26 protein-coding genes are annotated in these 22,145 nt (G+C 64.4%); 18 read left to right on the top strand and 8 right to left on the bottom strand.

Annotation, left to right across the window (positions count from 1 at the left end; all coding sequences use genetic code 11):
* Positions 1-3 precede the first annotated feature (3 nt).
* A complete protein-coding gene (locus tag AC3WK8_RS23490; RefSeq protein ID WP_103325935.1) occupies positions 4-1,374 on the bottom strand; it encodes an iron-containing redox enzyme family protein in 1,371 nt (456 codons plus the stop codon).
* Positions 1,375-1,585: 211 nt separating this feature from the next.
* On the opposite strand from AC3WK8_RS23490, the gene AC3WK8_RS23485 reads away from it, so the two are divergent.
* The 4 genes from AC3WK8_RS23485 (at position 1,586) to AC3WK8_RS23470 (ending at position 3,760) form a co-directional block, all read left to right on the top strand.
* On the top strand, positions 1,586-2,200 hold the full coding sequence (locus AC3WK8_RS23485) for a Yip1 family protein (protein WP_085597702.1): 615 nt from the start codon (positions 1,586-1,588) through the stop codon (positions 2,198-2,200).
* Positions 2,201-2,289: 89 nt separating this feature from the next.
* Positions 2,290-2,793 carry a DUF4142 domain-containing protein gene (locus AC3WK8_RS23480; RefSeq protein WP_053129707.1) on the top strand — a complete coding sequence of 168 codons (504 nt, stop codon included), beginning with the start codon at positions 2,290-2,292 and terminating at the stop codon, positions 2,791-2,793.
* Positions 2,794-2,884: 91 nt separating this feature from the next.
* Positions 2,885-3,262, top strand: a complete 378-nt coding sequence (locus AC3WK8_RS23475) for an NUDIX hydrolase (RefSeq protein WP_103325936.1) — start codon at positions 2,885-2,887, stop codon at positions 3,260-3,262.
* Positions 3,263-3,379: 117 nt separating this feature from the next.
* Positions 3,380-3,760, top strand: a complete 381-nt coding sequence (locus AC3WK8_RS23470; RefSeq protein WP_146043279.1) for a hypothetical protein — start codon at positions 3,380-3,382, stop codon at positions 3,758-3,760.
* Positions 3,761-3,776: 16 nt separating this feature from the next.
* Here the strand turns inward: AC3WK8_RS23470 and cyoE are convergent, their stop codons facing one another.
* The 6 genes from cyoE to AC3WK8_RS23440 form a co-directional block, all read right to left on the bottom strand.
* A complete protein-coding gene (gene cyoE / locus AC3WK8_RS23465; protein WP_085597854.1) occupies positions 3,777-4,658 on the bottom strand; it encodes a heme o synthase in 882 nt (293 codons plus the stop codon).
* Positions 4,659-4,672: 14 nt separating this feature from the next.
* Positions 4,673-5,011 (bottom strand): cytochrome o ubiquinol oxidase subunit IV, encoded by a 339-nt coding sequence (gene cyoD / locus AC3WK8_RS23460; RefSeq protein ID WP_065365316.1) that lies wholly within the window; start codon positions 5,009-5,011, stop codon positions 4,673-4,675.
* Between the two features lies 1 nt (position 5,012).
* Positions 5,013-5,627, bottom strand: a complete 615-nt coding sequence (gene cyoC, locus AC3WK8_RS23455) for a cytochrome o ubiquinol oxidase subunit III (protein ID WP_085597705.1) — start codon at positions 5,625-5,627, stop codon at positions 5,013-5,015.
* A 2-nt stretch (positions 5,628-5,629) separates the two neighbouring features.
* The gene (gene cyoB / locus AC3WK8_RS23450) at positions 5,630-7,603 is read right to left on the bottom strand and encodes a cytochrome o ubiquinol oxidase subunit I (protein WP_085597706.1); all 1,974 of its coding nucleotides are present in this window, start codon (positions 7,601-7,603) and stop codon (positions 5,630-5,632) included.
* The gene (gene cyoA, locus AC3WK8_RS23445) at positions 7,593-8,504 is read right to left on the bottom strand and encodes a ubiquinol oxidase subunit II (RefSeq protein WP_085597707.1); all 912 of its coding nucleotides are present in this window, start codon (positions 8,502-8,504) and stop codon (positions 7,593-7,595) included. Before cyoA ends, cyoB begins: the two co-directional genes overlap by 11 nt.
* Before the next feature lie 203 nt (positions 8,505-8,707).
* The gene (locus AC3WK8_RS23440; protein ID WP_085597708.1) at positions 8,708-8,914 is read right to left on the bottom strand and encodes a metallothionein; all 207 of its coding nucleotides are present in this window, start codon (positions 8,912-8,914) and stop codon (positions 8,708-8,710) included.
* A 243-nt stretch (positions 8,915-9,157) separates the two neighbouring features.
* Here AC3WK8_RS23440 and AC3WK8_RS23435 point away from each other — a divergent pair, with 243 nt between their 5' ends.
* A complete protein-coding gene (locus AC3WK8_RS23435; protein ID WP_085597709.1) occupies positions 9,158-9,469 on the top strand; it encodes a hypothetical protein in 312 nt (103 codons plus the stop codon).
* A gap of 271 nt (positions 9,470-9,740) precedes the next feature.
* A complete protein-coding gene (locus AC3WK8_RS23430; protein WP_085597710.1) occupies positions 9,741-10,073 on the top strand; it encodes a hypothetical protein in 333 nt (110 codons plus the stop codon).
* Positions 10,074-10,138: 65 nt separating this feature from the next.
* Here the strand turns inward: AC3WK8_RS23430 and AC3WK8_RS23425 are convergent, their stop codons facing one another.
* Complete coding sequence (locus tag AC3WK8_RS23425) at positions 10,139-10,675, bottom strand: hypothetical protein (RefSeq protein ID WP_085597711.1); 537 nt, start codon at positions 10,673-10,675, stop codon at positions 10,139-10,141.
* Positions 10,676-10,932: 257 nt separating this feature from the next.
* Here AC3WK8_RS23425 and AC3WK8_RS23420 point away from each other — a divergent pair, with 257 nt between their 5' ends.
* From AC3WK8_RS23420 to AC3WK8_RS23365, 12 genes are all read left to right on the top strand, one after another.
* Positions 10,933-11,490, top strand: a complete 558-nt coding sequence (locus AC3WK8_RS23420) for an ATP-dependent Clp protease proteolytic subunit (protein ID WP_085597712.1) — start codon at positions 10,933-10,935, stop codon at positions 11,488-11,490.
* A gap of 102 nt (positions 11,491-11,592) precedes the next feature.
* Entirely contained in the window at positions 11,593-12,273 is a 681-nt protein-coding gene (locus tag AC3WK8_RS23415) for a polysaccharide lyase family 7 protein (protein WP_103325938.1), read from the top strand.
* Positions 12,274-12,283: 10 nt separating this feature from the next.
* On the top strand, positions 12,284-13,636 hold the full coding sequence (locus tag AC3WK8_RS23410; protein ID WP_103325939.1) for a cation:proton antiporter: 1,353 nt from the start codon (positions 12,284-12,286) through the stop codon (positions 13,634-13,636).
* 266 nt (positions 13,637-13,902) lie between these two features.
* Positions 13,903-14,934, top strand: coding sequence for an acyl-CoA dehydrogenase family protein (locus AC3WK8_RS23405; protein ID WP_256592344.1), 1,032 nt, complete (start codon positions 13,903-13,905; stop codon positions 14,932-14,934).
* Positions 14,931-15,689, top strand: a complete 759-nt coding sequence (locus AC3WK8_RS23400) for a PIG-L deacetylase family protein (protein ID WP_103325940.1) — start codon at positions 14,931-14,933, stop codon at positions 15,687-15,689. The genes AC3WK8_RS23405 and AC3WK8_RS23400 overlap by 4 nt, the downstream gene beginning before the upstream one ends.
* The gene (locus AC3WK8_RS23395) at positions 15,686-16,285 is read left to right on the top strand and encodes a class I SAM-dependent DNA methyltransferase (protein WP_085597716.1); all 600 of its coding nucleotides are present in this window, start codon (positions 15,686-15,688) and stop codon (positions 16,283-16,285) included. The genes AC3WK8_RS23400 and AC3WK8_RS23395 overlap by 4 nt, the downstream gene beginning before the upstream one ends.
* A complete protein-coding gene (locus AC3WK8_RS23390) occupies positions 16,282-17,004 on the top strand; it encodes a glycosyltransferase family 2 protein (protein ID WP_103325941.1) in 723 nt (240 codons plus the stop codon). The genes AC3WK8_RS23395 and AC3WK8_RS23390 overlap by 4 nt, the downstream gene beginning before the upstream one ends.
* 87 nt (positions 17,005-17,091) lie before the next feature.
* The gene (locus AC3WK8_RS23385) at positions 17,092-18,252 is read left to right on the top strand and encodes a zinc-dependent alcohol dehydrogenase (protein WP_103325942.1); all 1,161 of its coding nucleotides are present in this window, start codon (positions 17,092-17,094) and stop codon (positions 18,250-18,252) included.
* Positions 18,253-18,270: 18 nt separating this feature from the next.
* Positions 18,271-19,203 carry a DUF72 domain-containing protein gene (locus tag AC3WK8_RS23380; RefSeq protein WP_103325943.1) on the top strand — a complete coding sequence of 311 codons (933 nt, stop codon included), beginning with the start codon at positions 18,271-18,273 and terminating at the stop codon, positions 19,201-19,203.
* Complete coding sequence (locus tag AC3WK8_RS23375; RefSeq protein ID WP_103325944.1) at positions 19,200-19,976, top strand: endonuclease/exonuclease/phosphatase family protein; 777 nt, start codon at positions 19,200-19,202, stop codon at positions 19,974-19,976. Before AC3WK8_RS23380 ends, AC3WK8_RS23375 begins: the two co-directional genes overlap by 4 nt.
* Entirely contained in the window at positions 19,973-21,181 is a 1,209-nt protein-coding gene (clsB, locus tag AC3WK8_RS23370) for a cardiolipin synthase ClsB (RefSeq protein ID WP_103325945.1), read from the top strand. The genes AC3WK8_RS23375 and clsB overlap by 4 nt, the downstream gene beginning before the upstream one ends.
* The gene (locus AC3WK8_RS23365) at positions 21,178-22,131 is read left to right on the top strand and encodes a lysylphosphatidylglycerol synthase domain-containing protein (protein WP_103325946.1); all 954 of its coding nucleotides are present in this window, start codon (positions 21,178-21,180) and stop codon (positions 22,129-22,131) included. The genes clsB and AC3WK8_RS23365 overlap by 4 nt, the downstream gene beginning before the upstream one ends.
* Positions 22,132-22,145: the final 14 nt, after the last annotated feature.

Genomic DNA, 22,145 nt, shown 5'->3' with positions numbered 1-22,145 from the left:
AGGTCAGCGCAGGCGGTGGCGTAGATCGATGAAGGTGCGCGTGGCGAACAATGCCGCCGGCCGGCAATGCCGGGGCGCCGCCAGCCAGGGCAGCAGCAATTGCAGTTGCCGTTCGGCGTCTTGCTCGTGCAGCGCCTGGCGCAATGCCCGGGTCTCCGGATCCTGATCGTTGCGCTCCGGCAGGCCTTGGGACTGGATCCGGCGCTTGGGCGAAGGGTAGCGACCGACATCCCAGTCGCCGGCGATCCAGTCATGCAGCAGCTGTTTTTCATAGCCGCTGAACACACCGAACATGGCCGCGCCATGCCCGTGGACCAACTGCCAGAAGCGGCTGTCCTGCGGATCCTGGTTGCGCTTGATCCAGCCCTTGTCCTGCAGGGCTTGCAGGAAGCCACGGATCTGCCCCGGCTGGTCCAGCCACTGGTTCACGCTCTTGCCATCGAAACGGCAGTAATCGCCATGCATGTGCCGTCCCGCCAGGCGCTTGCGCTCGAGCATCGCCACCAGCTCGCGCTCCAGGTCGAATGCCTTGATCACCGCTGCGGATCCCAGGCCCAGGTCGTTGAGCTGGTAGCCACGGGATACCCGACGCCAGAACTCCCCACCCTCCATGCCCACCGGCTGCAAGTCCCACAGCGCTTGCACGGCCTTGCGCGCATGCCCGCTGCTGGCATTGTCGATGGTCACGTGCAAGGTGAAGTAGTAGGGATCGATGCCCAACTCGTTCAACTCGTAGGCGCTGATCAACAGGTGCAAGGGCAACTGTTCATACCCCAGGTTGTAGCCCAGCACCTCCGGCATGAACGACTCGGCGCAATGGCCGAGGGCCAGCTGGATCGCCCCTTGGCGATAGTGCTCGTCGCTCAGGCCCGGGTCGCTGTCGCAGCCCTGCTCGGCCAGCATCCTACGGTACAAGGCCACATGATTCTGCGCCGCCTCACCCTCGCCCAGCTCCTCCAGGTAGGTGCTGACCAGGCCGTCGTAGCGGTAGTCCCGCCAATGCGCCAACACCCCGTGCAACCAGGCGCCATCCACCAGCTTGGTAGGCGCCACGCCCTGCAGGAAGTACAAGGCATGGGCCTTGTTGCCGAAGAACCGCCGCCCGGCCCCCTGCCGGCGCTGGTCCAGGTAGTCGGCATATTGCCGGCTGACCGCCTGGCAGTTGTCCTCGACCATGGCCATCAGTTGCCCGGGATCGCCGGGCAGCACTTGGACCGCCGGATCCAGGCTTTGCAATTGCCGCTCCAGAAACTCCTGGCCCAGGCTGGGTGCCTGGGCATCGCCAGGCTCCAGCAACTGGTGGTACAGGCTACGCAAGGGGGCATCGTGAGGTAACGCCGTCGGGCTACCGTGGAAAACTTCCAGCAGGCTCATGGCAGGCTCCTTGGATCAACACCAGCATCATTCGGGGGCGACAGGGTGTACGCCTTTCAAAGGCAGAGCGGCCACAGCGGCAAAAGATTCCATCGCGTTGCGCCAAGCACGGATGACCGGTGCCTTGAGGGATAAAACTTGAACCGCCGGATGCGCGCCCGCCTCCATATGCCAAGAAGCCGTGACACGGCATTCGCGTATCGGAGGTCCCATGAAAACCCACTTCGTCAAGCTACTGACCCAGCCGGAATCGGCCTGGGTCCAGATCCGTTCCGAAGAACAACGCAAGCCGCGACAATACCTGCCCCACCTGCTGCTCTGGGCCCTGGTTCCCGCCCTTTGCCTGTTCATTGGCGTGACCCAGGTCGGCTGGAGCCTGGTCGATGCCGAACGGGTGCGCCTGAGCCTGGACAGTGCCATGCAGCTGGCCTTGCTGCTCTACCTGACCGCCCTGCTGGGCACCCTGCTGATGGGCGGATTCATCCGCTGGATGTCGCGCTCGTTCGAGGCCCGGCCGACACTCAACCAGTGCGTTGGCTTCGCCGCCTACACTGCCACGCCCTACTTCATCGCCGGCATCAGCGGCCTGTATCCCAGCCGCTGGCTGGCGGTGGCGGCTCTGCTGGCGGCCAGTGCCTATGCCAGTTACTTGCTGCTGGTGGGCCTGCCGAAGTTCATGTACCTGAACCAGGAGCGCGGGCGCTTGTATGCCGCCTCGGTCTGGGGCGTGGGCCTGCTGGTGCTGGTGACCATCCTGGTGAGCATGATCCTGTTCTGGTTCAACGTGCTGGCCCCCCAATACCTGCGCCCACTGGCGGCGCTTTGAACATGGGGCGAAAAAACTAAACCATTGGCCATGCTCCGTGTTCAACAGTAGGGCGACGCCTTTGTCGCGCCCTCCCTAAGGAGAATCTTATGAACCACAAACTCATGCGCCAACTGGGACTGTCGTTATTGCTAACCGTCAGCGGTTGTGGCCTGGCGCTGGCGGCCGGCAGCAGCGACTTCGTCGATGAAGCGGCCCAGGGTGGCATCAACGAGGTGGAGAGTGCCAAGCTGGCGCTGGAGAAAAGCACCGCCACCGACGTCAAGGCCTTCGCCCAGCAGATGGTCGACGACCACACCAAAGTCAACCAGGAACTGATGAACCTGGCCCACAAGCTCGATATCAAGGTGCCGGACGAAGCCTCGCTGACCGCCCGGGCGAAGAAGATGATCCTGGAAATGCGCGACGAGTCCTTCGACCAGGCCTATATCGATAGCCAGGTCGAGGCCCACGAGAAAACCGTGGCGCTGTTCGAAAAAGAGTCGCAGTCCAAGGACGACGCCCAGCTCAAGGCTTTCGCCCAGAGCACCCTGCCCCAACTGCGCATGCACCTGGACATGGCCAAGCGCTTGCAGACCCAGCACGCCAAATGACGCTGTGGTTGCTCCGGACATCACGCAGCCATGCCGTGCGGCTGCGTGCTGCCCCGTACTGGTCCCATGACGGCTACTCGCGAAGACAAGCATGAAACAACGCGCCACCGTGATCTGCTGCCAGGACCGGCAATGGTTGTATGTACGCAAGTCCAAGGCCGACTGGACCCTGCCGGGTGGGCGTATCGAGCCTGGCGAGACTCCCGCCGAGGCTGGCTGGCGTGAGCTGCAAGAAGAAACCGGGATTACCGCCCGGGACTTGCGCTATCTGATGCGCTATCACGATGGCGACTGCCTGCACCACGTGTTCCAGGCGCGCCTGGAGGAGCGGGAGAACCCCGTGCCCGCCAACGAGATCGCCGATTGCCGGTGGCGGCGAGTCGATCGCCAATCGTCAGTCAAGCCGCGCATCCGCCGGCTGATCGCCTCGGTCACGGCGCATTATCCCGACTTGCCGGTCGATCGCTGAGTGCAATTGCCATTCGTCGAGCCCCAGGCAACTTATTCAAACTTTGCCCACCAACGCCTCCTCCCACTCTATAAGGGGTCGCTACCCGGCCCTGGATACAGCACGAGGAACCTGCGAATGAAAACTCCCATTGCAAAACTCCTGATGGCGGTTGGCCTGGCTTGCGCCTGCAGCGGACCGATTTGGGCGGCCGGTACGGGCGCCAGCCCCAGCACCGGAGGCTCGTCTTCATCTTCCGGCGCCAACGATTCGGGGCCTGCCATGCCCCCTGCGGCCCTTCCCGGAGGTCCCCAGGGAGGCAACGGTGGCGATGCCAATGGCAGCAGCACCGCCCCGGGCTCCGACCACGGCGGCAGCGAGAGCGGCGGTACTGGCAGCGGCAATGCAGGAGGAACAAGCGGGGGTAGCTCGGGCGGCAATGGCAGTACGGGCTCCGGTGGCTCCGGTGGTTCCGGTAGTGCCGGTGGTGCCGGTGGTGCCGGTGGTGCCGGTGGCTGAGACGCTGTACCCGGAGTCAGCCGCCCAGGGCGGGTGTCCCCCCGGCATCGAGCGACAGTCCCGGATGAGCCGTGGACATCATCAGGCTGCTGGCCAGGACCAGGATGATCGACCAGCCGAATATCCGCCGTGCCCAACGCCGTCCCTCGCCATGGCCAGGTCGCGCCAAGGCCACTGCCAGCCAGCAGCTTCCCAGGCCGCCGATCACCAGGAACCATGCCATGCTCATGGCGCTGCTCAAGCCCAGCACCACGGCGCTGAGGACGAAGGCCAGGATGCCGATCACGATCTGGCGCTGACCACGCGCCATCGTCAGGATCGGCAAACCGGCGGCACGCAGGTCCTCTCTGCGATACTGGGCAATGGCATGGGCATGGGGAATCTGCCAGCAACAGAACATCACCAGCAGCCAAAAGGCCGGGGCGTCGAAATGTGCACTGACCGCGCAATAGCCGATCACTGGCGGCATCGCCCCGGCCAGGCTGCCCACTGGCGTGCCGTACAGCGAGCGCCGCTTGAACCATAGGCTGTAGAAACCCACATAGAACAACAGCCCAAGCCCTGCCAGGGCGGCGGCCAGGTCGTTGCAGCAGCGCTGCAGCACCACCAGCCCCAGGCTGGCCAGGAGTACGCCGTAGACACTGGCCAGCCCTAGGGGACAAGCCCCCAGCGCCATGACACGGTGACAGGTGCGGACCATGCGGCGGTCGATATCGCGGTCGATGCAATTGTTCAGCACACATCCGCCGGCCACCACCAGCGTGGTGCCCAGGACCGTGGCCAGCAGGACTCGCGGCTCGTACCACTGGCCCCGGGACGCAAGGAAGTACCCCCCCAGTACCGCGATCAGGTTGCCGGCCACGATCCCCGGCTTGACCAGTTGCCAGGCCATGGTCATCAGCGCGGCGCCGTTCAATGGGCGAGCATGTTGTGATGGATGCTGTTCATGATCCACAGCGAAAGCCCTACCAGCAGGAAGATCACCACCGCGGAAAAAATCAGCGCAGTGAGGTTCCAGCGCTGCTCGGTGGCGGTATCCAGGTGCAGGAAATAGCGCAGGTGGACCAGGATCTGGATCACCCCCAGCCCCACCACCGCCCATAGCGTGACATTGCGCGGCAAGCTGGGGTACATCACCAGCGCGAAGGGAATCAGGGTCAGTACCAGCGACAGGGCGAAACCGACCAGGTAGGAACGCCGGCTGCCATGGCTGGAGCCAGCGCTGCTGCGTACGGAACTCTGGGTATACATATCAGGCCACTCCAAGCAGGTAGACAACGGTGAAGACACAGATCCAGATCACGTCCAGGAAGTGCCAGAAAAGGCTCAGGCAACTCAGGCGCGTGGCCTGGATGGCGCCCAGGCCACGGGAATGCACTTGCCACATCAACACCGCCATCCATACCAGGCCGCAGGCCACGTGCAGGCCGTGGGTGCCCACCAGGGTGAAGAAAGCGCTGAGGAAGGCACTGCGATCCGGCCCGTGACCTTCGCTGATCAGTTGGTGGAACTCATTGATCTCCATGGCGACGAAACCCAGGCCCAGCAGCGCGGTCAGGCCCAGCCAGCGCAACACCTGGGTCCGCTGGTCGCGGTTCATGGCCAGCATGGCGAAGCCGTAGGTGATGCTGCTCAAGAGCAGCAACAAAGTCTCGGCCAGCACATAGGGCAGCTCGAAGACGTCCATGGTCGACGGACCGCCAGCCACGCTGTCACGCAGCACCGCGTAGCTGGCGAACAGCGTGGCGAACAAGATGCAGTCGGTCATCAGGTAGACCCAGAACCCGAAGAGGCGCAGGGAGCCTGCATCTTCATGCCCCTGTTCATGGGAATGGGCGATGTCTTTTTCCAGCACGATATTGACCATGTTCAAGCCTCCGCCAGGTCTGCGAGCCGGGCCTTCTCGATCCGCGCCACTTCGTCGGCGGGAATGAAGTAGTCGGTATCCTCATCGTTGCTGCGCACCACCAGGGCGACCATCGTGGCCGCCAGGCTGGCCAGCGCCAGCCACCAGATGTGCCAGACCAGCGCGAAACTGCAGACCAGGGCGAAGGCACTCATGACCAGCCCGGCCGAGGTGTTGCGCGGCATGTGTATGGCCCGGTAGTCGGTACGGTTGAGGGTGCTGGTGCCGCGCTCCTTCATGCCCCAGTAGGCGTCGAGGTCGTCGACCACCGGTTGTTCGGCGAAGTTGTACAGCGGCGGTGGCGAGGTGGTCGCCCATTCCAGGGTCCGGCCATCCCAGGGGTCGCCGCTGCGGTCGCGGTTGGCCCGACGGTCGCGCACGCTGACCCACAGTTGCAGGAGCTGGCAGGTGACGCCACAGAGGATGATGCCCACGCCGATCAGCTCGAGCATCAGCCAGGGACGCCACTCGGGGTTGTCGAAGTGGTTGAGGCGCCGAGTCATGCCCATGAACCCCAGCACGTAGGACGGCATGAAGGCGAAGTAGAAGCCCACCAGCCAGCACCAGAACGACAGGCGTCCCAGGCGGTCATCGAGGGTGAAGCCGAAGGCCTTGGGAAACCAGTAGGTCAGCCCCGCCATGTAGCCGAACACTGCACCGCCAATGATCACGTTATGGAAGTGGGCGATCAGGAACAGGCTGTTGTGCAGCATGAAGTCGGCCCCCGGCACCGCCAGCAGGACCCCGGTCATGCCGCCGATGCTGAAAGTGACGATGAAGCCCATGGTCCACAGCATCGGCGTGGCGAAACGTACGCGGCCGCGGTACATGGTGAACAGCCAGGTGAAGATCTTCACCCCGGTGGGCACGGCGATGATCATCGTCATGATGCCGAAGAAGGCGTTGACGTTGCCGCCGGCGCCCATGGTGAAGAAATGATGCAGCCAGACGATGAACGACAAGATGGTGATGGCGATGGTGGCCCAGACCAGCGACACGTAGCCGAACAGGCGCTTGCTGCTGAAGGTCGCGGCGATCTCCGAGAAGACGCCGAACGCCGGCAGGATCAGGATGTACACCTCCGGGTGGCCCCAGGCCCAGATCAGGTTGACGTACATCATCGGGTTGCCGCCGGCCTCGTTGGTGAAGAAGTGCATGCCCAGGTAGCGGTCCAGGGACAGCATCAGCAAGGTCGCGGTGAGGATCGGGAACGCCGCCAGGATCAGCACCGCGGTACACAGCGAGTTCCAGGTAAACACCGGCATCTTGAACAGGGTCATGCCGGTGGTGCGCATCTTCAGGATGGTGACGAAGAAATTCACCCCGGTGAGCAAGGTGCCGATCCCGGAGATCTGCAAGGCCCATATGTAGTAGTCCACCCCGACTCCGGGGCTGTAGCCCAGCTCCGACAACGGTGGATAGGCCACCCACCCGGTCCGGGCGAACTCCCCCACGCCCAGGGAAATATTGACCAGTGCCGCGCCGGCGACGAACAGCCAGAAGCTCAGGGCATTGAGAAAGGGATAGGCCACATCGCGAGCGCCGATCTGCAGCGGCACCACGAGGTTCATCAGACCGGCCACGAACGGCATGGCCATGAAGAAGATCATGATCACGCCATGGGCGGTGAAGATCTGGTCATAGTGTTCCGGCGGCAAGTAGCCCGGCCCGCCGGAGGCCGCCATCGCCTGCTGGGTGCGCATCATGATGGCGTCGGAAAAACCGCGCAGCAGCATCACCAGCGCCACCAGGATATACATGACGCCGATCTTCTTGTGGTCCACCGTGGTCAGCCATTCGCGCCACAGGTAGCCCCACTTGCGCTGGTAGGTGACGGCGCCAAGCACCCCGAGGCCGATGAGGCCGACCACCAGCAGGGTGTACATGATGATGGGTTCGCCGGTGGGCACCGCATCCCAGGTCAATTTACCGAACATCGTCCGAACTCCTTGTTTCGCCCAGGGGGTTGTCGGCGCGGGCCGCCTGGCGGGCGCTGCCACGGGCCTTGTTCATGCCTTCGTACTTGTCGACGATGACCTGGAACAGGCCCGGCTCGACGCTGGCGTAGTGCTGGATGGGGTGGCCGAGGGTGGGTCGGGCCAGCACGGCGTAGCTTTGCTGATCGAGGCGCAGCGGCCCCTGGCGCACCCTCTGGACCCAGGCCTCGAATTGCGCCGGCGTCTGGGACTGGGTGGTGAAATGCATGTCGGAGAAGCCCGGGCCGTTGTAGTTGGCGGCGATCCCGCGGAATTGCCCGGTTTCATTGGCGATCAGGTGCAAGCGGGTCTGCATGCCGGCCATGGCGTAGATCTGTCCACCCAGCGCCGGAATGAAGAACGAGGTCATCGCGGCGTCCGAGGTGATGGTAAAACTCACCGGGGTATGCACCGGCAACGCCAGTTCATTGACCGAGGCGATCCCCAGGTCCGGATAGATGAACAGCCATTTCCAGTCGGTGGCCACCACCTGCACGTTCAGCGGCGGATTATCGGAAGCGATGGGTTTGTACGGATCCAGGGAGTGAGTGGTGCGCCAGGTGACGATGCCCAGTATCACGATGATCAACAGCGGCACGCCCCAGACCACCGCCTCGATCCGATGGGAACTGGCCCAGCCCGGCGAATAGCGCGCCCGCTTGTTGGTCGAGCGATAACGCCAGGCGAACACGAACATCAGCACGATGGCGGGAATCACCACCAGTAACATCAGCGCTGTGGCCAGGATGATCAGGTTGCGCTCGTCGGTGGCGATCTGGCCCTTGGGATTGAACACGATCAAGTTGCAACCGGATAAAAGACTGCAAGCAGCCGCCAACAGAAATCTATTGATAGTTTGCACTGTGAAGTTACCCCACAGTTGATAGTCTCAAGCGGCGCGAAACATTACGCCGCCCCATGATTTTTATTTTCTGTAGCCGCACGAACTGGCCATCGCAAGTTTGGATTAATCAGCCAGCCAGTTAGCTGTCGAATGACTTTTAGCCTAGCTAGTTATACTTTCCATAATCAGCATGGATTCATATCCAGGAACTTCGGCGATAATCAGGCAATGGGGCCAACCCCTGCTTCACCACCATTGGCGGCCTCCTCGTCGCAGTGGCAATCGAGGTTGGTACAGGGCTCCCCACGGGGGTGATGATCAGCGCAGGCCTGGCAACAATAGGCCTTGCCGTCGCGCTCGAAAGGCTGTTGGGGATCGATCGGAATGTGGCATCCAGGACAGGCGCAGCGCTTGGTCTCATCATTCATGGGGATTCTCCTGTTGATTTATCGAAGTTGTTCCAACCCTCTCGGGAACGCTTGGTCAACATTTGAAGGAGAGTTCTGGCCGATGGTTTAAATATTTTGCTACAACCCGGACGAGTGGTACTGGTAGCCCAATGACAGCAACTTGTTAAACCTTCCGTCGAGACTTCTATAAACCAATAAAACACTCCACCAAGTCCGCCCTATACTGGCCAACTTGATTATCCGAAATCAGGAGGAACACCCATGAACCGGGGAAAAGTCTACGCGGCCTGGAAAACCCAGTCCCTGCCGGAGGCGTGCCATGAGCGCATGCTGGACAACGGCTGCCAGATGGATGTCCGAGCCCGCGAACTGCCTGGCGGCGACGTCGAATTGATGGTCTGCGTATATACCGCCCAAGGCCGGTGCATAGCCGAACGCTCGAGCCGTCTGCCCGGCAGCGAATGGTGCCTGGAGCACGCCTTGCGTCGCGGGGTGGACCAGGCCCAACGCATCGCCGGCGGCGAATCGGGACGCTTGCACTGCATCGACCCGACGCAGGACGAAGCGCTTTGAGTCCCTGCGGCCCGAGCTATGGCCAAGCCCTTGGCAAGCCTGCTTTTACTCAGAACTGATTTATTGGATAAGTCGATTTTTCAACCGGAGCCAGCATGTAAATCCAACGATTTTTCAGATGTTTATTTTTGCAGTACGTCCCTTGGCCGCCCGGTCAGATTATTACCAGTGCACGACAACGCGCATTGCCGAACCCGAGTCCGAAGCGCCCCGCAACCCTCTTTGGCGGTGGCGACACACTCCATCCACTCAAGATAAAAGGGACGACGTCATGTACAGCACCGACCAGCGCTTCCAGCTCCGCGCCTGCCGCAAATTTGCCCTCGAACAGAACCAGCGCCTGTTCAAGCAGGCCCATGACCTGAACCAGCAAGCCTATCAACTGCTGGAGCAGGCCCAGCCGGATCTAGAAACCTTCGAGCGCTATCACCTGTTGCGCAACAAGGCCGAGGAAAAATTCCACGAGGCCAGCGAACACCTGCGGCTGATCAACCAGGAATTCGCCGACAACCAAAGTCAGGCTCCAGCCCCTCTGCCCTTTACTCACGCCCAGTCTCGCCAGCGTCAACAGCCAAGACCGATCCTGCAGCACACCGGTCGCTAAGCCCGGGCCCACGCAGTTCCTGCGCCAGCGGTGCGCCCTGTACGGGCAGCCGCTGCCCCCCCCTTTCAACTCCCCGGGTTGGTCAGTTGGATATAGCTCGACCAGCCTCCCAGCAGCAACCAGAAGATCGCGAAGATCCAGGGTGTGCGCAGGGAAAACAGCAGCGACTTGCGATAGCCCCGGTGGGTCGACTCGCTTTCGCAGAACAGTGGCGACTCGTCATAGGCCAGGCCCATCAGCGGCTCGCTGCGCAGCAATTGCGCCTGCTTGAAATACCAGTGGTCGATGATGTCATAGGCGGCACGGATGCCCGGCCAGGCATTGAGCGTCGTGAGGATACCCAGCAGGGCCAGCAAGGGCGGCACCAGCAAGGTGAACAGCTTGCCCCACTCGGGGTTCAGGTTTGACATGCACGAGGCGAAGGCGATCACCAGGAACGATTGCGCCGCCAGATAGGCATCGGTGCGGTTGGCCAGAATGCTGGTCTCGTACTGGATTTCCCGCCGATAAAAGTCCAGGCGCTCCTTGGGCGAACCGAACATCAAGGCATTGTGTTCGCTCAGTTCGGTGTCATCCGTCTGGGACGTCAGGATACGGGGCACGGCAATCTCCAGGGGTTGCGTCGATGATGGCGGCCCATGTAGGGCCAGCGGCCGGATGCCTGGGCCGCACGCACATGCATTAGGTCCGCAGCCCCAGGCGATGTTCAATCCGGTTTGCCAGGCCGGTCGATTCGGGGTTGCCCCGGGGACCTTCCCGGGCCTGTCTGCGGCAGAGCAGAACGTTTGAACCTTCGTCGGCGAGCCAGGCTCAACCAACAGGTAGAACGCCTACCTGAACGCCATGGGGAGAAAGTCCTATGACCGAACACATCGTTCACTTCCATTGCCAAATCGACCAGAGCACCAGCGAACGTTTTCGCGACTCGTGCCTGCAAGCCATCGAAGAAGGCGCCAGCTCGCTGCTGCTGAACCTGTCGACCACCGGCGGCAGCACCAACTTCGGCTTCACCCTCTATACCTTCCTCAAGTCCTTGCCGGTGCCCTTGTGCGCGATCAATGCGGGCAACATCGAATCCATGGGGATCATCCTGTTCCTGGCGGCCAACCGGCGCATCACCACGCCTCATTCACGCTTCCTGATCCATCCGATGAACTGGTATTTCAGCCAGAACTCGGTGGATCACCAGCGCCTGCGCGAGTACCTGTCGAGCCTGGACAACGACCTGGCGCGCTACGTGAAGATCTACGAGATCGAGACCGCTGCCGCCGAAACCCAGCTGGACATCTTCAAATGCCTGTCGGCCGAGGAAAAGGTCATCGCCGCCCATGAGTCGCTGGCCTACGGTATCGCCCACGAGGTGCGCCAGCCCGTGTTCGCCGACGACCTCAAGCACTGGAAGGTCAGCGGTGCCTAGGCGCGACCACCCGGCAGACTACGGGAACGGCCGCTGGCCTATGGCGTCATCCCGTTGAATGACCCTGAACCACAAGCCGCTTGCAGCGACGAGGAGTTCCCCATGGCAGTCGATATCCTTCCCTTCATGATTACCACCCCGGTTGCCAGTTCGCCGGGCAACCCCGTGGCCCTGGAGCTGATGGGCGCCCAGGCCCTGGCCCGGGTGCCCCAGATCATCAGCCAATTGCCCGACGGCTCGATCCGCATGAGCGCGCCGACCCGTGGCGCCTCCAGCAAGAGCACCCACCGCACCCGTTGCGAATGGAAGGAGCCGCTGTACTGGTCCCTGGCCAGCGCCAACCTGCATGTCAACCGCCAGGTCATGCGCCTGGAGCAGGTCAATTCGGCGCAAAAAGTGGTGATTTCGCAAATGCACGTCAAGGACGACGACAGTCCGGCGGTCAAGGTGTTCTGGAACAAGGGCAGGATCACCTGGGGCTTTCGCGCCAGCTTCGACCAGGGCGAACCGGCCACCCGCATCATCGCCACCAACGTGCCGTTGCAGGTTCCCTTCGAAATCACCCTGAGCGCCACGACCGCTGGCCTGGTCCTGGTGGTGGTGACCTGCAACGGCGTCACCAGCGCCAGTACTCCAGGGCAATTGGACAGTAGTTGGAACGACCGCCGTTTCGACTTCCACGGCGGGGTCTACAACCAGGTCGACTACAGCGACAGCACCCCCGCCAGCGACGGCTCGGTGTGCATCATCAGCGCGCTGCAAGTCAGCCATACACTGGGTTGAAGCACAGGCCATGAGTTTTACGATCTGGGTCGCGGTGCTCGGTGCGGTGCTGCTGATCCTCGCCCTGACCTCCTCCTACCTGCGCTGGCTGCCGATCACCACCTCGGTGGTGTGCCTGGCCCTGGGCGTGCTCATTGGCCCGGGTGGAGGCGGCTTGCTGCAACTGGATATCCGCCAGGCGGCGGACTGGATGGAGAACCTGACCGAGGTGGCGCTGCTGTTCTCGCTGTTCGTCAGTGGCCTCAAGCTGCGGCTGCCGCTGGCCGACCGCAGCTGGTGGGTGGCCTTCGGCCTGGCTGGACCGGTGCTGGGCCTGGGCATCCTCGGTGTCGCGCTGGTGCTGCACGTCTTGCTGGATCTGGACTGGAGCTTCGCCCTGCTGCTCGGGGCGATCCTGGCGCCCACCGACCCGGTGCTGGCCTCCATGGTCCAGGTCAACGATGCCCAGGATCACGACCGGGTGCGCTTCGGCTTGTCCGGTGAGGCCGGGCTCAACGATGGCGTGGCCTTCGCCTTCGTGATCCTCGGGGTACTGCTGCTCAAGCAGGACAGCGCCCCGCAGCACTGGCTGGCGGACTGGATGCTCTACAGCCTGCTCTGGGCGATACCGGCCGGCCTGCTCTGTGGCTATGGCCTGGGCCATGGCCTGGGGCGCCTGACCTTGCGCCTGCGTATCCGCCACGCCGACAGCAGCGTCTCGCCCAACGACTACCTGAGCTTCGCCCTGATCGCCCTGGCCTATGTCGCGGCGGAACTGGTGCACGGCTACGGCTTCCTCTCGGTGTTCGCCGCCGGCCTGGGGTTGCGCCAGGCCGAAGTCCATGCCAGCAGCGCCGGCCACCCACCGGCGGAGCATCTGGTGCAGCCGGTGGTCGGCCACCTGCACGGCGACCCAGGCCAATCCGTGCACGGCGATGTCCAGGCCCTGGAAGAACGCCAAGTGGCGGCCGGCATCATGCTCGGTGACATGCTGTCGTTCGGCAGCCTGGTGGAGCGGGCCATGGAAGTGTTCATCGTCACCTTGCTGGGAGTGGTACTGCCGGCCCATTGGGATTGGCGGGCGTTGTTGCTGGGGGCACTGCTGTTCCTGGTGGTACGGCCCTTAAGCGTGCTGGCGATGCCCTGGGGCGCCCTGCTCGACCGCCACCAGCGCCTGCTGCTGGGCTGGTTCGGGATTCGCGGCATCGGCAGTCTGTACTACTTGTTCTATGCCCTGAACCACCAACTCGAACCGGCGCAGGCGACACTCAGCATCCAGCTCACCCTGTCGGTGGTGGCGTTGAGCATCCTGGTCCATGGCCTCAGCACCCAGCCATTGCTGCTGCACTACCAACGCTGTCGCCAGCAGGCCGAACGACGATAAAAACTGAACCGCGCCATCGCCGCTCTCCTCAATATGCTGACGTCGCCGCTGCGCTGCGCCCGAATCCCCTGGAGGACCCGTCGCCATGGACATCGAACGATATATCCGCAAATTCGCGTACCGGATCCGGGAAACCCAAGGGCGGGCGACCACCTCACCCGGGGGCAAGCACAGGCGGGCCGCCCCGTGCTGTGGGCCGGCCGCTGCCGTGCGAACCCACCCAGTTGGGCCAGGCCAAAGACTGAACGCAAGATCGAGGAGCTGATATGCACGGGAATTTTTCATTGACCAGGCTGGATACCTGCCTGCGTGAATGGCCATTGGGCTCCCCACTCGAGCCCCGTGCCCTGGCACGGCTCATGGAGCGACTGGTTGGCCAGGGTCTCGACCGGCTGCCGTTGCCCGGCCAGGGCCAGACCCTGCTGCGCTGGCAGGCCCTGGCCCGGGTGGCGGCCTGCGACCTGAGCTTGTGCAAGCTCTATGAAGGCCATACCGATGCCCTGGCGATCATGCGGTACTGGTCGGCGCCACTGCCTCCCGCAGACAGTACCTGGGGCATGTGGGCCGCCGAACCACCCCAGGCCAGGGTCACCCTGCACGCTACCCGGCATGCCGGCGCTGTGCGCCTGCGGGGGCTCAAGGCCTGGTGCTCCGGCGCCTCGCTGCTGAGCCACGGGCTGTTGACCGCCTGGGATGCCGAAGACCGCCAGTACCTGGTGGCCGTCGCACTGGACCAGAGCGGCGTGCAAGTCACGGGCAATGGTTGGCAGGCCGTCGGCATGGCCGCCAGTCAAAGCGTCGAGGTGGTGCTGGACGGCGCCCATGGGCAATTGGTCGGCCCGGCGCACGGTTACCTGCAACGGCCCGGGTTTTGGCAGGGCGGCGCGGGTATCGCCGCCTGCTGGCACGGCGCGGCGCAAGCCATCGGCCAGGCCCTGCGCAGGCATTGCACCGAACGTCCCGAGCCCCATGCCCTGGCTCACCTGGGCGCCGTGGACTGCGCATTGCAAGCCAGCGCCAACCTGGTGCGCAGCACTGCACGCTGGATCGACCAGCATCCAACGGCCGCGGCCGAGGTACCGGCACGCCGTCTGCGCGCCGCCTGCGAGGCCAGTGCCACGCAAGTACTGGAACACGTCGGCCGGGCCCTGGGAGCCACGCCCTACTGCCGCGATGCACACCTGGCCCGGCTGTTCGCCGACCTGCCGGTGTATTTGCGCCAAAGCCATGCCGAGCGCGATCTCGCCGTCCTCGGTGGCCTGGTGGCCGCGCACCCGGAAGGAGACTGGTTGCCATGAACGCCAATCCGATCATCGGCAACGGCACGTCGCCCGGGGCCTGGAACGCTTCGAGCCGGCTCGCCGCACTCGGGACGGTGACACCGCAACAGTTGGTGCCGGACGGAGCGCGCGCGGTGATCGTCTCGCCCCACCCCGACGACGAAATCCTCGCCTGTGCCGGCTTGCTCCAACAGCTGGCCCGGATGCAGCGCCAACTCGTGCTGGTCTCGGTCACCGACGGCTGTGCCAGCCATCCCGGCTCGCGCTACTGGACGCCGCGCCGCCTGGCGCAGGTGCGTCCCCGGGAAAGCGCTGTGGCCCTGGCGCGCCTGGGCCTGGCGCCGGAGCACATGACCTGGTTGCGCGCTGGTTTGCCGGACACCGCCGTGGCCCGCCACGAGCGAAGCTTGCAGGCTTTTCTGCAACGCTGCCTGCAACCTGGCGATGTGGTCTTCACTACCTGGCACCAGGACGGCCACAGCGATCACGAAGCCTGCGGTCGTGCCTGCCTGGCAGCGGCCCGAGAGGTGGATGTCCGGGTCCATGAAATACCGGTCTGGGCCTGGCACTGGGCCCTACCGGAAGATCCGCGCTTGCCCTGGCACAGGGCGCGCAAGCTGTTGCTGGATGCCCCGACCCTGGCCCGCAAGCGTCACGCGGTACATGCCTTCACCAGCCAGATCAGCCTCGACCCGCTGAACGGGAACGCCCCGGTCCTGGGCCCATTGACCCTGGAGCGCCTGCTGCGGGATTTCGAGGTGATATTCCTATGAGCGTCACCGACGACTATTTCGACCACTTGTTCGATGGCAACCCCGACCCTTGGGCCATGCGCTCTCGCTGGTATGAACAGCGCAAGCGCGACCTGACCCTTGCCGCCCTGCCCCGGCCCCACTATCGCCGGGGCCTGGAAGCCGGTTGCGCCAACGGCGAGCTGGCCCTGCGCCTGGCCGAGCGCTGCGACCGCCTGTTGTGCTGCGATACCTCGGCGCTGGCGGTACACGAGGCGCGCCAACGCTTGCAGCACCTGGACCAGGCCGAGGTACGCCAGGCACGCCTGCCCCGGCAATGGCCGGACGGGAGCTTCGACCTGATCGTCATCAGCGAACTGGGCTACTACCTCGACCTGCAAGACCTGCAACGTCTGATTGCCCAGGCCCATGACTCACTGGCCACGGACGGCACGCTACTGGCCTGCCACTGGCGTCATCCCATCACCGAATGCCCGCTGGACGGCGACCGGGTGCACCGGCAACTGGCCGCGCAACTGCAATTGCCCAGCTTGCTGCGCCATGTGGAGGCCGACTTCGTCCTTGAGGTATGGGGCACTCGTGCCACCTCGGTGGCCCAGCGCGAGGGCCTGGCATGATCGGGGTAGTGATCCCCGCCCACAACGAGCAAGCCTTGCTCGCCCAGTGCATCCAGGCCGTCGAGCAGGCTGCCCGGCATCCGCATCTGGACGGGGAACAGGTGCGGATCCTGGTGGTGCTCGATGCCTGCGACGACGACAGCGAAGCGCTCGTGGCGGCGGCTGGCATCCAGGGACTGAAGGTCGACGCACGCAATGTCGGTTATGCCCGGGCGGTGGGCAGCGACTACCTGATCGCCCAGGGTGCACGCTGGATCGCCTGCACCGACGCCGACAGCGAAGTCGCCCCGGATTGGCTGGTGGCCCAGTTGTCCCTGGGAGCGCAGATGGTCTGCGGTACGGTGCAGGTCCGCGATTGGGGCGAGCTGCACGAGGGCGTCCGCCAGCGCTATGCCCAGGCCTATACCCAGGCCGATGGCCATCGGCATATCCACGGCGCCAACCTGGGTTTCTGCAGCACGACCTATTTGCGTTCCGGCGGTTTCCTGCCGGTGTCGGCCCATGAAGATGTGCAACTGGTACGCACCTTCGAGCGCCTGGGTGCGCGCATCTGCTGGAGCCAACTGCCCCGGGTGACCACCAGCGCCCGCCTGCTGGGCCGCGCCAGCGGCGGGTTCGCCGATTACCTGCGCCAGCTGGCGCTGGAGCAACAGACGAGCACCGCACCGCTGGCGGACCAGTCGTCCCAGGCCTGCGGCAATAATTTGAACGGCGCCTGAACCCCTCCAGTCGGAACAGTGAAGAGTCCCGGCACCGCCTGCCGCACCTATTGCATGGCGTTGCCCTGTTCCCCAGGAGGACCTGCCATGAAAGCCGTTGTATTCCATAGCGTGGGCGATATCCGCCTCGACGACGTCGCCGAACCCACCTTGCTGGCTCCCACCGACGCCATCATCCGCGTGACCGCCTCGGCGATCTGCGGTACCGACCTGCATTTTGTCCGTGGCACGGTGGCACCGATGAAGCCCGGCACCATCCTTGGCCACGAAGCAGTGGGCATCGTCGAACAGCTGGGCACTGACGTGCGCAATCTGCAAGTGGGCGACCGGGTAGTGGTGCCCTCCACCATCGCCTGTGGCAATTGCTCCTATTGCCGGGCCGGTTATTACGCCCAATGCGACGACGTCAATCCCCATGGCAAGGAAGCCGGCACTGCGTTCTACGGCGGCCCCGAGATCACCGGGCCGTTCCATGGCCTGCAGGCGGAAAAGGCGCGGATTCCCTTCGCCCATATCGGCCTGGTGAAGCTGCCGGACCAGATCAGTGACGACCAGGCGATCCTGCTCTCGGATATCTTCCCCACCGGTTACTTCGGCGCACGGCTGGCCGAGGTCAGCGACGGCGACACCGTGGCGGTGTTCGGCTGTGGCCCGGTGGGCCAGTTCGCCATCGCCAGCGCCAGGCTGCTGGGCGCCGCCCGGGTGTTCGCCATCGACCACCATCCGGACCGCTTGCAAATGGCTCGCCGGCAAGGCGCCGAGACCATCGACTTCGACCAGGAAGATCCGGTGGCCACCCTCAAGCGGCTGACCGCCGGCATCGGTGTGGACCGGGCCATCGATGCGGTGGGGGTGGACGCCGAGCATGCGTGCCATGGCGATGACGGCCAGCCAGCGCGCAGCGGACAATGGCAACCTGGCAACGCTCCGGACCAGGCCCTGCAATGGGCCGTCGAAGGCCTGGCCAAGGCTGGCACGCTGTCGATCATCGGCGTCTATCCGCAGCAGGCACGCAGCTTTCCCATCGGCCTCTCGATGAACAAGAACCTGACCATCAACATGGGCAACTGCCACCACCGCAAGTACATTCCGACGCTGATCGACATGGTGCTGAACCAGCGCATCGATCCGGCCAGTATCCTGACCCAGACTCGGCCGATGGACGACGCCATCGCGGCCTTCGAGGCCTTCGACCGGCGCGAGCATGGCTGGATCAAAGTGCAACTGCGCCCGCAGCCCGAGCTTTGAGCGGCAGGAGCACCCAGCATGAGCAGCAAGGTCCATATCGGCATTTCCGGCTGGCGCTATGCCCCTTGGCGCGGTGATTTCTACCCCAGGGGACTGGCCCAGAAAGATGAACTGGCCTTCGCCTCGCGAGCGGTGGGCAGCATCGAGATCAACGGCTCGTTCTACGCCCTGCAGACGCCCGAGCGCTATGCCGGCTGGGCCGCACAGGTGCCCGCGGAGTTCGTCTTCAGTGTCAAGGCGCCGCGCTTCATCACCCATGTCCGGCGCCTGCGGGACATCCACGAACCACTGGCGAACTTCTTCGCCTCGGGGCTGTTCCAGCTGGGCCGCAAGCTGGGGCCGATCCTCTGGCAGTTCCCGCCGAGCTTCAAGTTCGATCCGGCCCTGTTCGAGCAATTCCTCGCCCAACTGCCGCACCAGGGCCGTATGGCCCGGCAACTGGCCCGGGACTGCAACGAACGCCTGCGGCGCGAGGGCTACCTGGACATTCCCGCCGACGCAGCGCTGCGCCATTGCGTGGAGATCCGCAACGCCAGTTTCCTGGAGCCGGCCTTCGTGGCGCTGCTGCGCCGATATAACGTCGCATTGGTGGTGGCCGACACCGCCGGCAAGTGGCCCTGGATCGAGGAATTGTGCGCCGACTTCGTCTATGTGCGCCTGCACGGCGACCAGCAAATCTACAGCAGCGGCTATAGCGACCAGGCCCTGGAACGCTGGGGCCGGCGCATCGAGCTATGGCGCCAGGGCCGGCAACCGGCCGACGCCCGGCGCATTCCCGGATTCCAGGACATGGGGCGCGACCGAAGCGGCGCGCGGGACGTCTATTGCTACTTCGACAACGATATCAAGGTGCGCGCGCCCTACGACGCTCGTCATCTGCTGGAACGCCTCGGCCTGGCCGATACCCTGGCCGTAGAGCCCGGACATCTGCCCGAAGGCGACTGGCAATGAACGGCATGTCCCTGTCCAGGCCGGAGCAGGCACCGGCTGTGGCTTCGCTCAAGGTGCTGACGGTGAATATCCACAAGGGCTTCACCTTCCTCAACCGGCGCTTCATCCTGCCCGAACTGCGCGACGCGGTGCGCAGTACCGGCACTGACCTGGTGTTCCTGCAGGAGGTGCTGGGCGATCACAGCCACCACGCCAAGCGCTTCGACAACTGGCCCCAGCAACCCCACTACGAATTCCTTGCCGACAGCATGTGGCACGAATTCGCCTACGGGCGCAACGCGGTGTACCCCGAGGGCGAGCATGGCAACGCCCTGTTGTCGAAGTACCCGATCCTGGGCCACCGCAACCTGGACGTTTCGCAACAGGGCGACGAACAGCGCGGGCTGTTGCATTCGGTGCTGGCCGTGCCGGGGCGCGAGGTGCACGCGATCTGCGTACACCTGGGCCTGCGCGAAGCTCATCGGCAGTTGCAACTGGGCCTGCTGTGCGAACTGGTAGCGAGCCTGCCGCCACAGGCCACGGTGATAGTCGCCGGCGACTTCAACGACTGGCGCCTGCGAGCCGATGCACTCTTGGCCGAACAGGGATTGCACGAAGCCTTCGTTCGCCATCGCGGGCGTGCGGCCCGCAGTTTTCCCGCACGCTGGCCCCTGCTGCGCCTGGACCGCATCTATGTACGCAACGGCCGCACCTGCGACCCCCGGGTGCTCTCCACCCGACCCTGGTCGCATCTGTCGGATCACGCGCCGCTGGCAGTGCAGGTCTGGCTATGAGCCCCGGCTGGCGCGATGGCAACCGCATCGAGTTGCTGATCAACGGCGAGCAATTCTACCCCCAGGTACTGGCGGCCATCGCCGATGCCCGCCAAGAGGTGCTGCTGGAGACCTTCATCCTGTTCGAGGACAAGGTCGGCTGCGCGCTGCAGCAAGCCCTGATCGAAGCGGCCCGGCGCATTTCCCGGGTGGAGATCACCGTCGACGGTTATGGCAGCGCCGACCTGGGCGCGGACTTCGTCGCACAGATGGCCGACGCCGGGGTGCGGGTCCACCTGTTCGATCCGCATCCCCGCTTGTTCGGCTTGCGTACCCACCTGTTCCGCCGCCTGCATCGCAAGGTGCTGGTGATCGATGGCCAACGGGCGTTCATCGGCGGCTTGAACTTTTCTGCCGATCATCTGCGTGACTTCGGTCCGATGGCCAAGCAGGACTATGCCGTGGACGTACGCGGGCCGGTGGTCGCCGATATCCGCGCCGCGGCCCTGGCCACCCTGGCCCAGGTCACTCCCGCCGGCCCCTCGCTGCCTGCGATGCCGCCTTGCGGCCCGACAAGCATCCGCCTGGCGATCCGCGACAACCAGCGACACCGCGACGATATCGAGACCCAGTACCTGCAGGCGATCCGCGCTGCCCGCCAGCGCCTGGTCCTGGCCAATGCCTATTTCTTTCCTGGCTACCGCGTGATCCGCGAGCTGCGCAATGCCGCACGCCGTGGCGTGGAGGTCAGCCTGATCCTCCAGGGCCAGCCAGACCTGCCCTGGGCTCGGGGGTTCTCACGGTTGCTGTACAACTATTTGATGCGCGATGGCGTGGTCATCCATGAATACGTCCGCCGACCACTGCACGGCAAGGTGGCCCTGGCCGACCACGACTGGGCCACGGTGGGCTCCAGCAACCTCGATCCCTTGAGCCTGTCGCTGAACCTGGAAGCCAACCTGATCATCCGCGACGTCGATTTCAACCAACGCCTGCATCGCCACCTGGAGCGGCTGATGACCTGCCACTGTCGCCAGGTCACCCAGCAGCGCTTGCTGCGCGGCCACTGGTGGCGCGGGCCGGTGATTTTCCTGTACTTCCACTTGCTGCGGCATTTCCCGGCCATCGCCGGCTGGCTGCCGGCCCACCGGCCGCGACTCGAATCGATACCGGGCCCGCCTGGACGCCAGTGCCAGCAGCCCCTGGAACGGGAGCACAGTTCATGAGCGGCGGGCGCCATGGCTGGCTGGTATGCGCCCGGCGCCTGCTCAACCTGCTGTTCCTGGTGCTGGTGCCGGTACTGCTCTGGCGACTGGCCAGGAACCTGCAATGGCACGAGGTCAGCCAGGCCGTTGGCGCCTATAGCGCCACTACCCTGCTGCTGGCGCTGGGGGCCACAGTCCTGAGCTTTGCCTTGTACAGCAGCTACGACCTGCTCGCCGGACACTACGTACGCCACTCCTTGCCGACGCGCCAGGTACTGGCGCTGGGATTCGTGGTCTATGCCTTCAATCTCAACCTGAGCGCCTGGGTCGGTGCTATCGCCCTGCGCTACCGCCTGTATTCGCGCCTGGGCCTGGAGGTGGGCACGATCACGCGGATCCTGAGCTTCAGCCTGGCCACCAACTGGCTGGGCTACCTGCTGCTGGCCGGCATGCTGTTCGCCCTGGGGCTGGTGCGCTTGCCGGACCACTGGACCCTGGGCAGCAGCGGCCTGCGCATGGTGGGTGGCGCGCTGCTGGCGGTGGCCGCCGCCTACCTGCTGGCGTGCCGCTTCGCCAAGCGCCGAACCTGGCGCTGGCGCAACCAGTGCCTGGAACTGCCCGGCACGACCATGTCGCTCATCCAGGCCGCGTTGTCATCGCTCAATTGGATGCTGCCGGCGCTGGTGGTGTTCCTGCTGTTGCCCGTCGGCGCCAGCTATCCCCAAGTGCTGGGGATCATGCTGATCGCCAGCATCGCCGGAATCATCACCCACATCCCGGCCGGCCTGGGTGTACTGGAAGCGGTATTCATCACCCTGCTCCAGCATCAACAGGGCAAGGGAGCGGTCCTGGCGGCCCTGCTGGGCTACCGGGCAATCTACCTGCTGCTGCCACTGGCCCTGGCAAGCATGGTCTACCTGGTGCTGGAACGACGGGCCAAGGCCCTGCGTCAGCAACGCCAGCGCGCCTGAGTTGTCCAGGCACA

The sequence above is a fragment of the Pseudomonas sp. FW507-12TSA genome (genome assembly GCF_058781435.1).
This window is presented reverse-complemented; position numbering and strand designations above follow the sequence as displayed.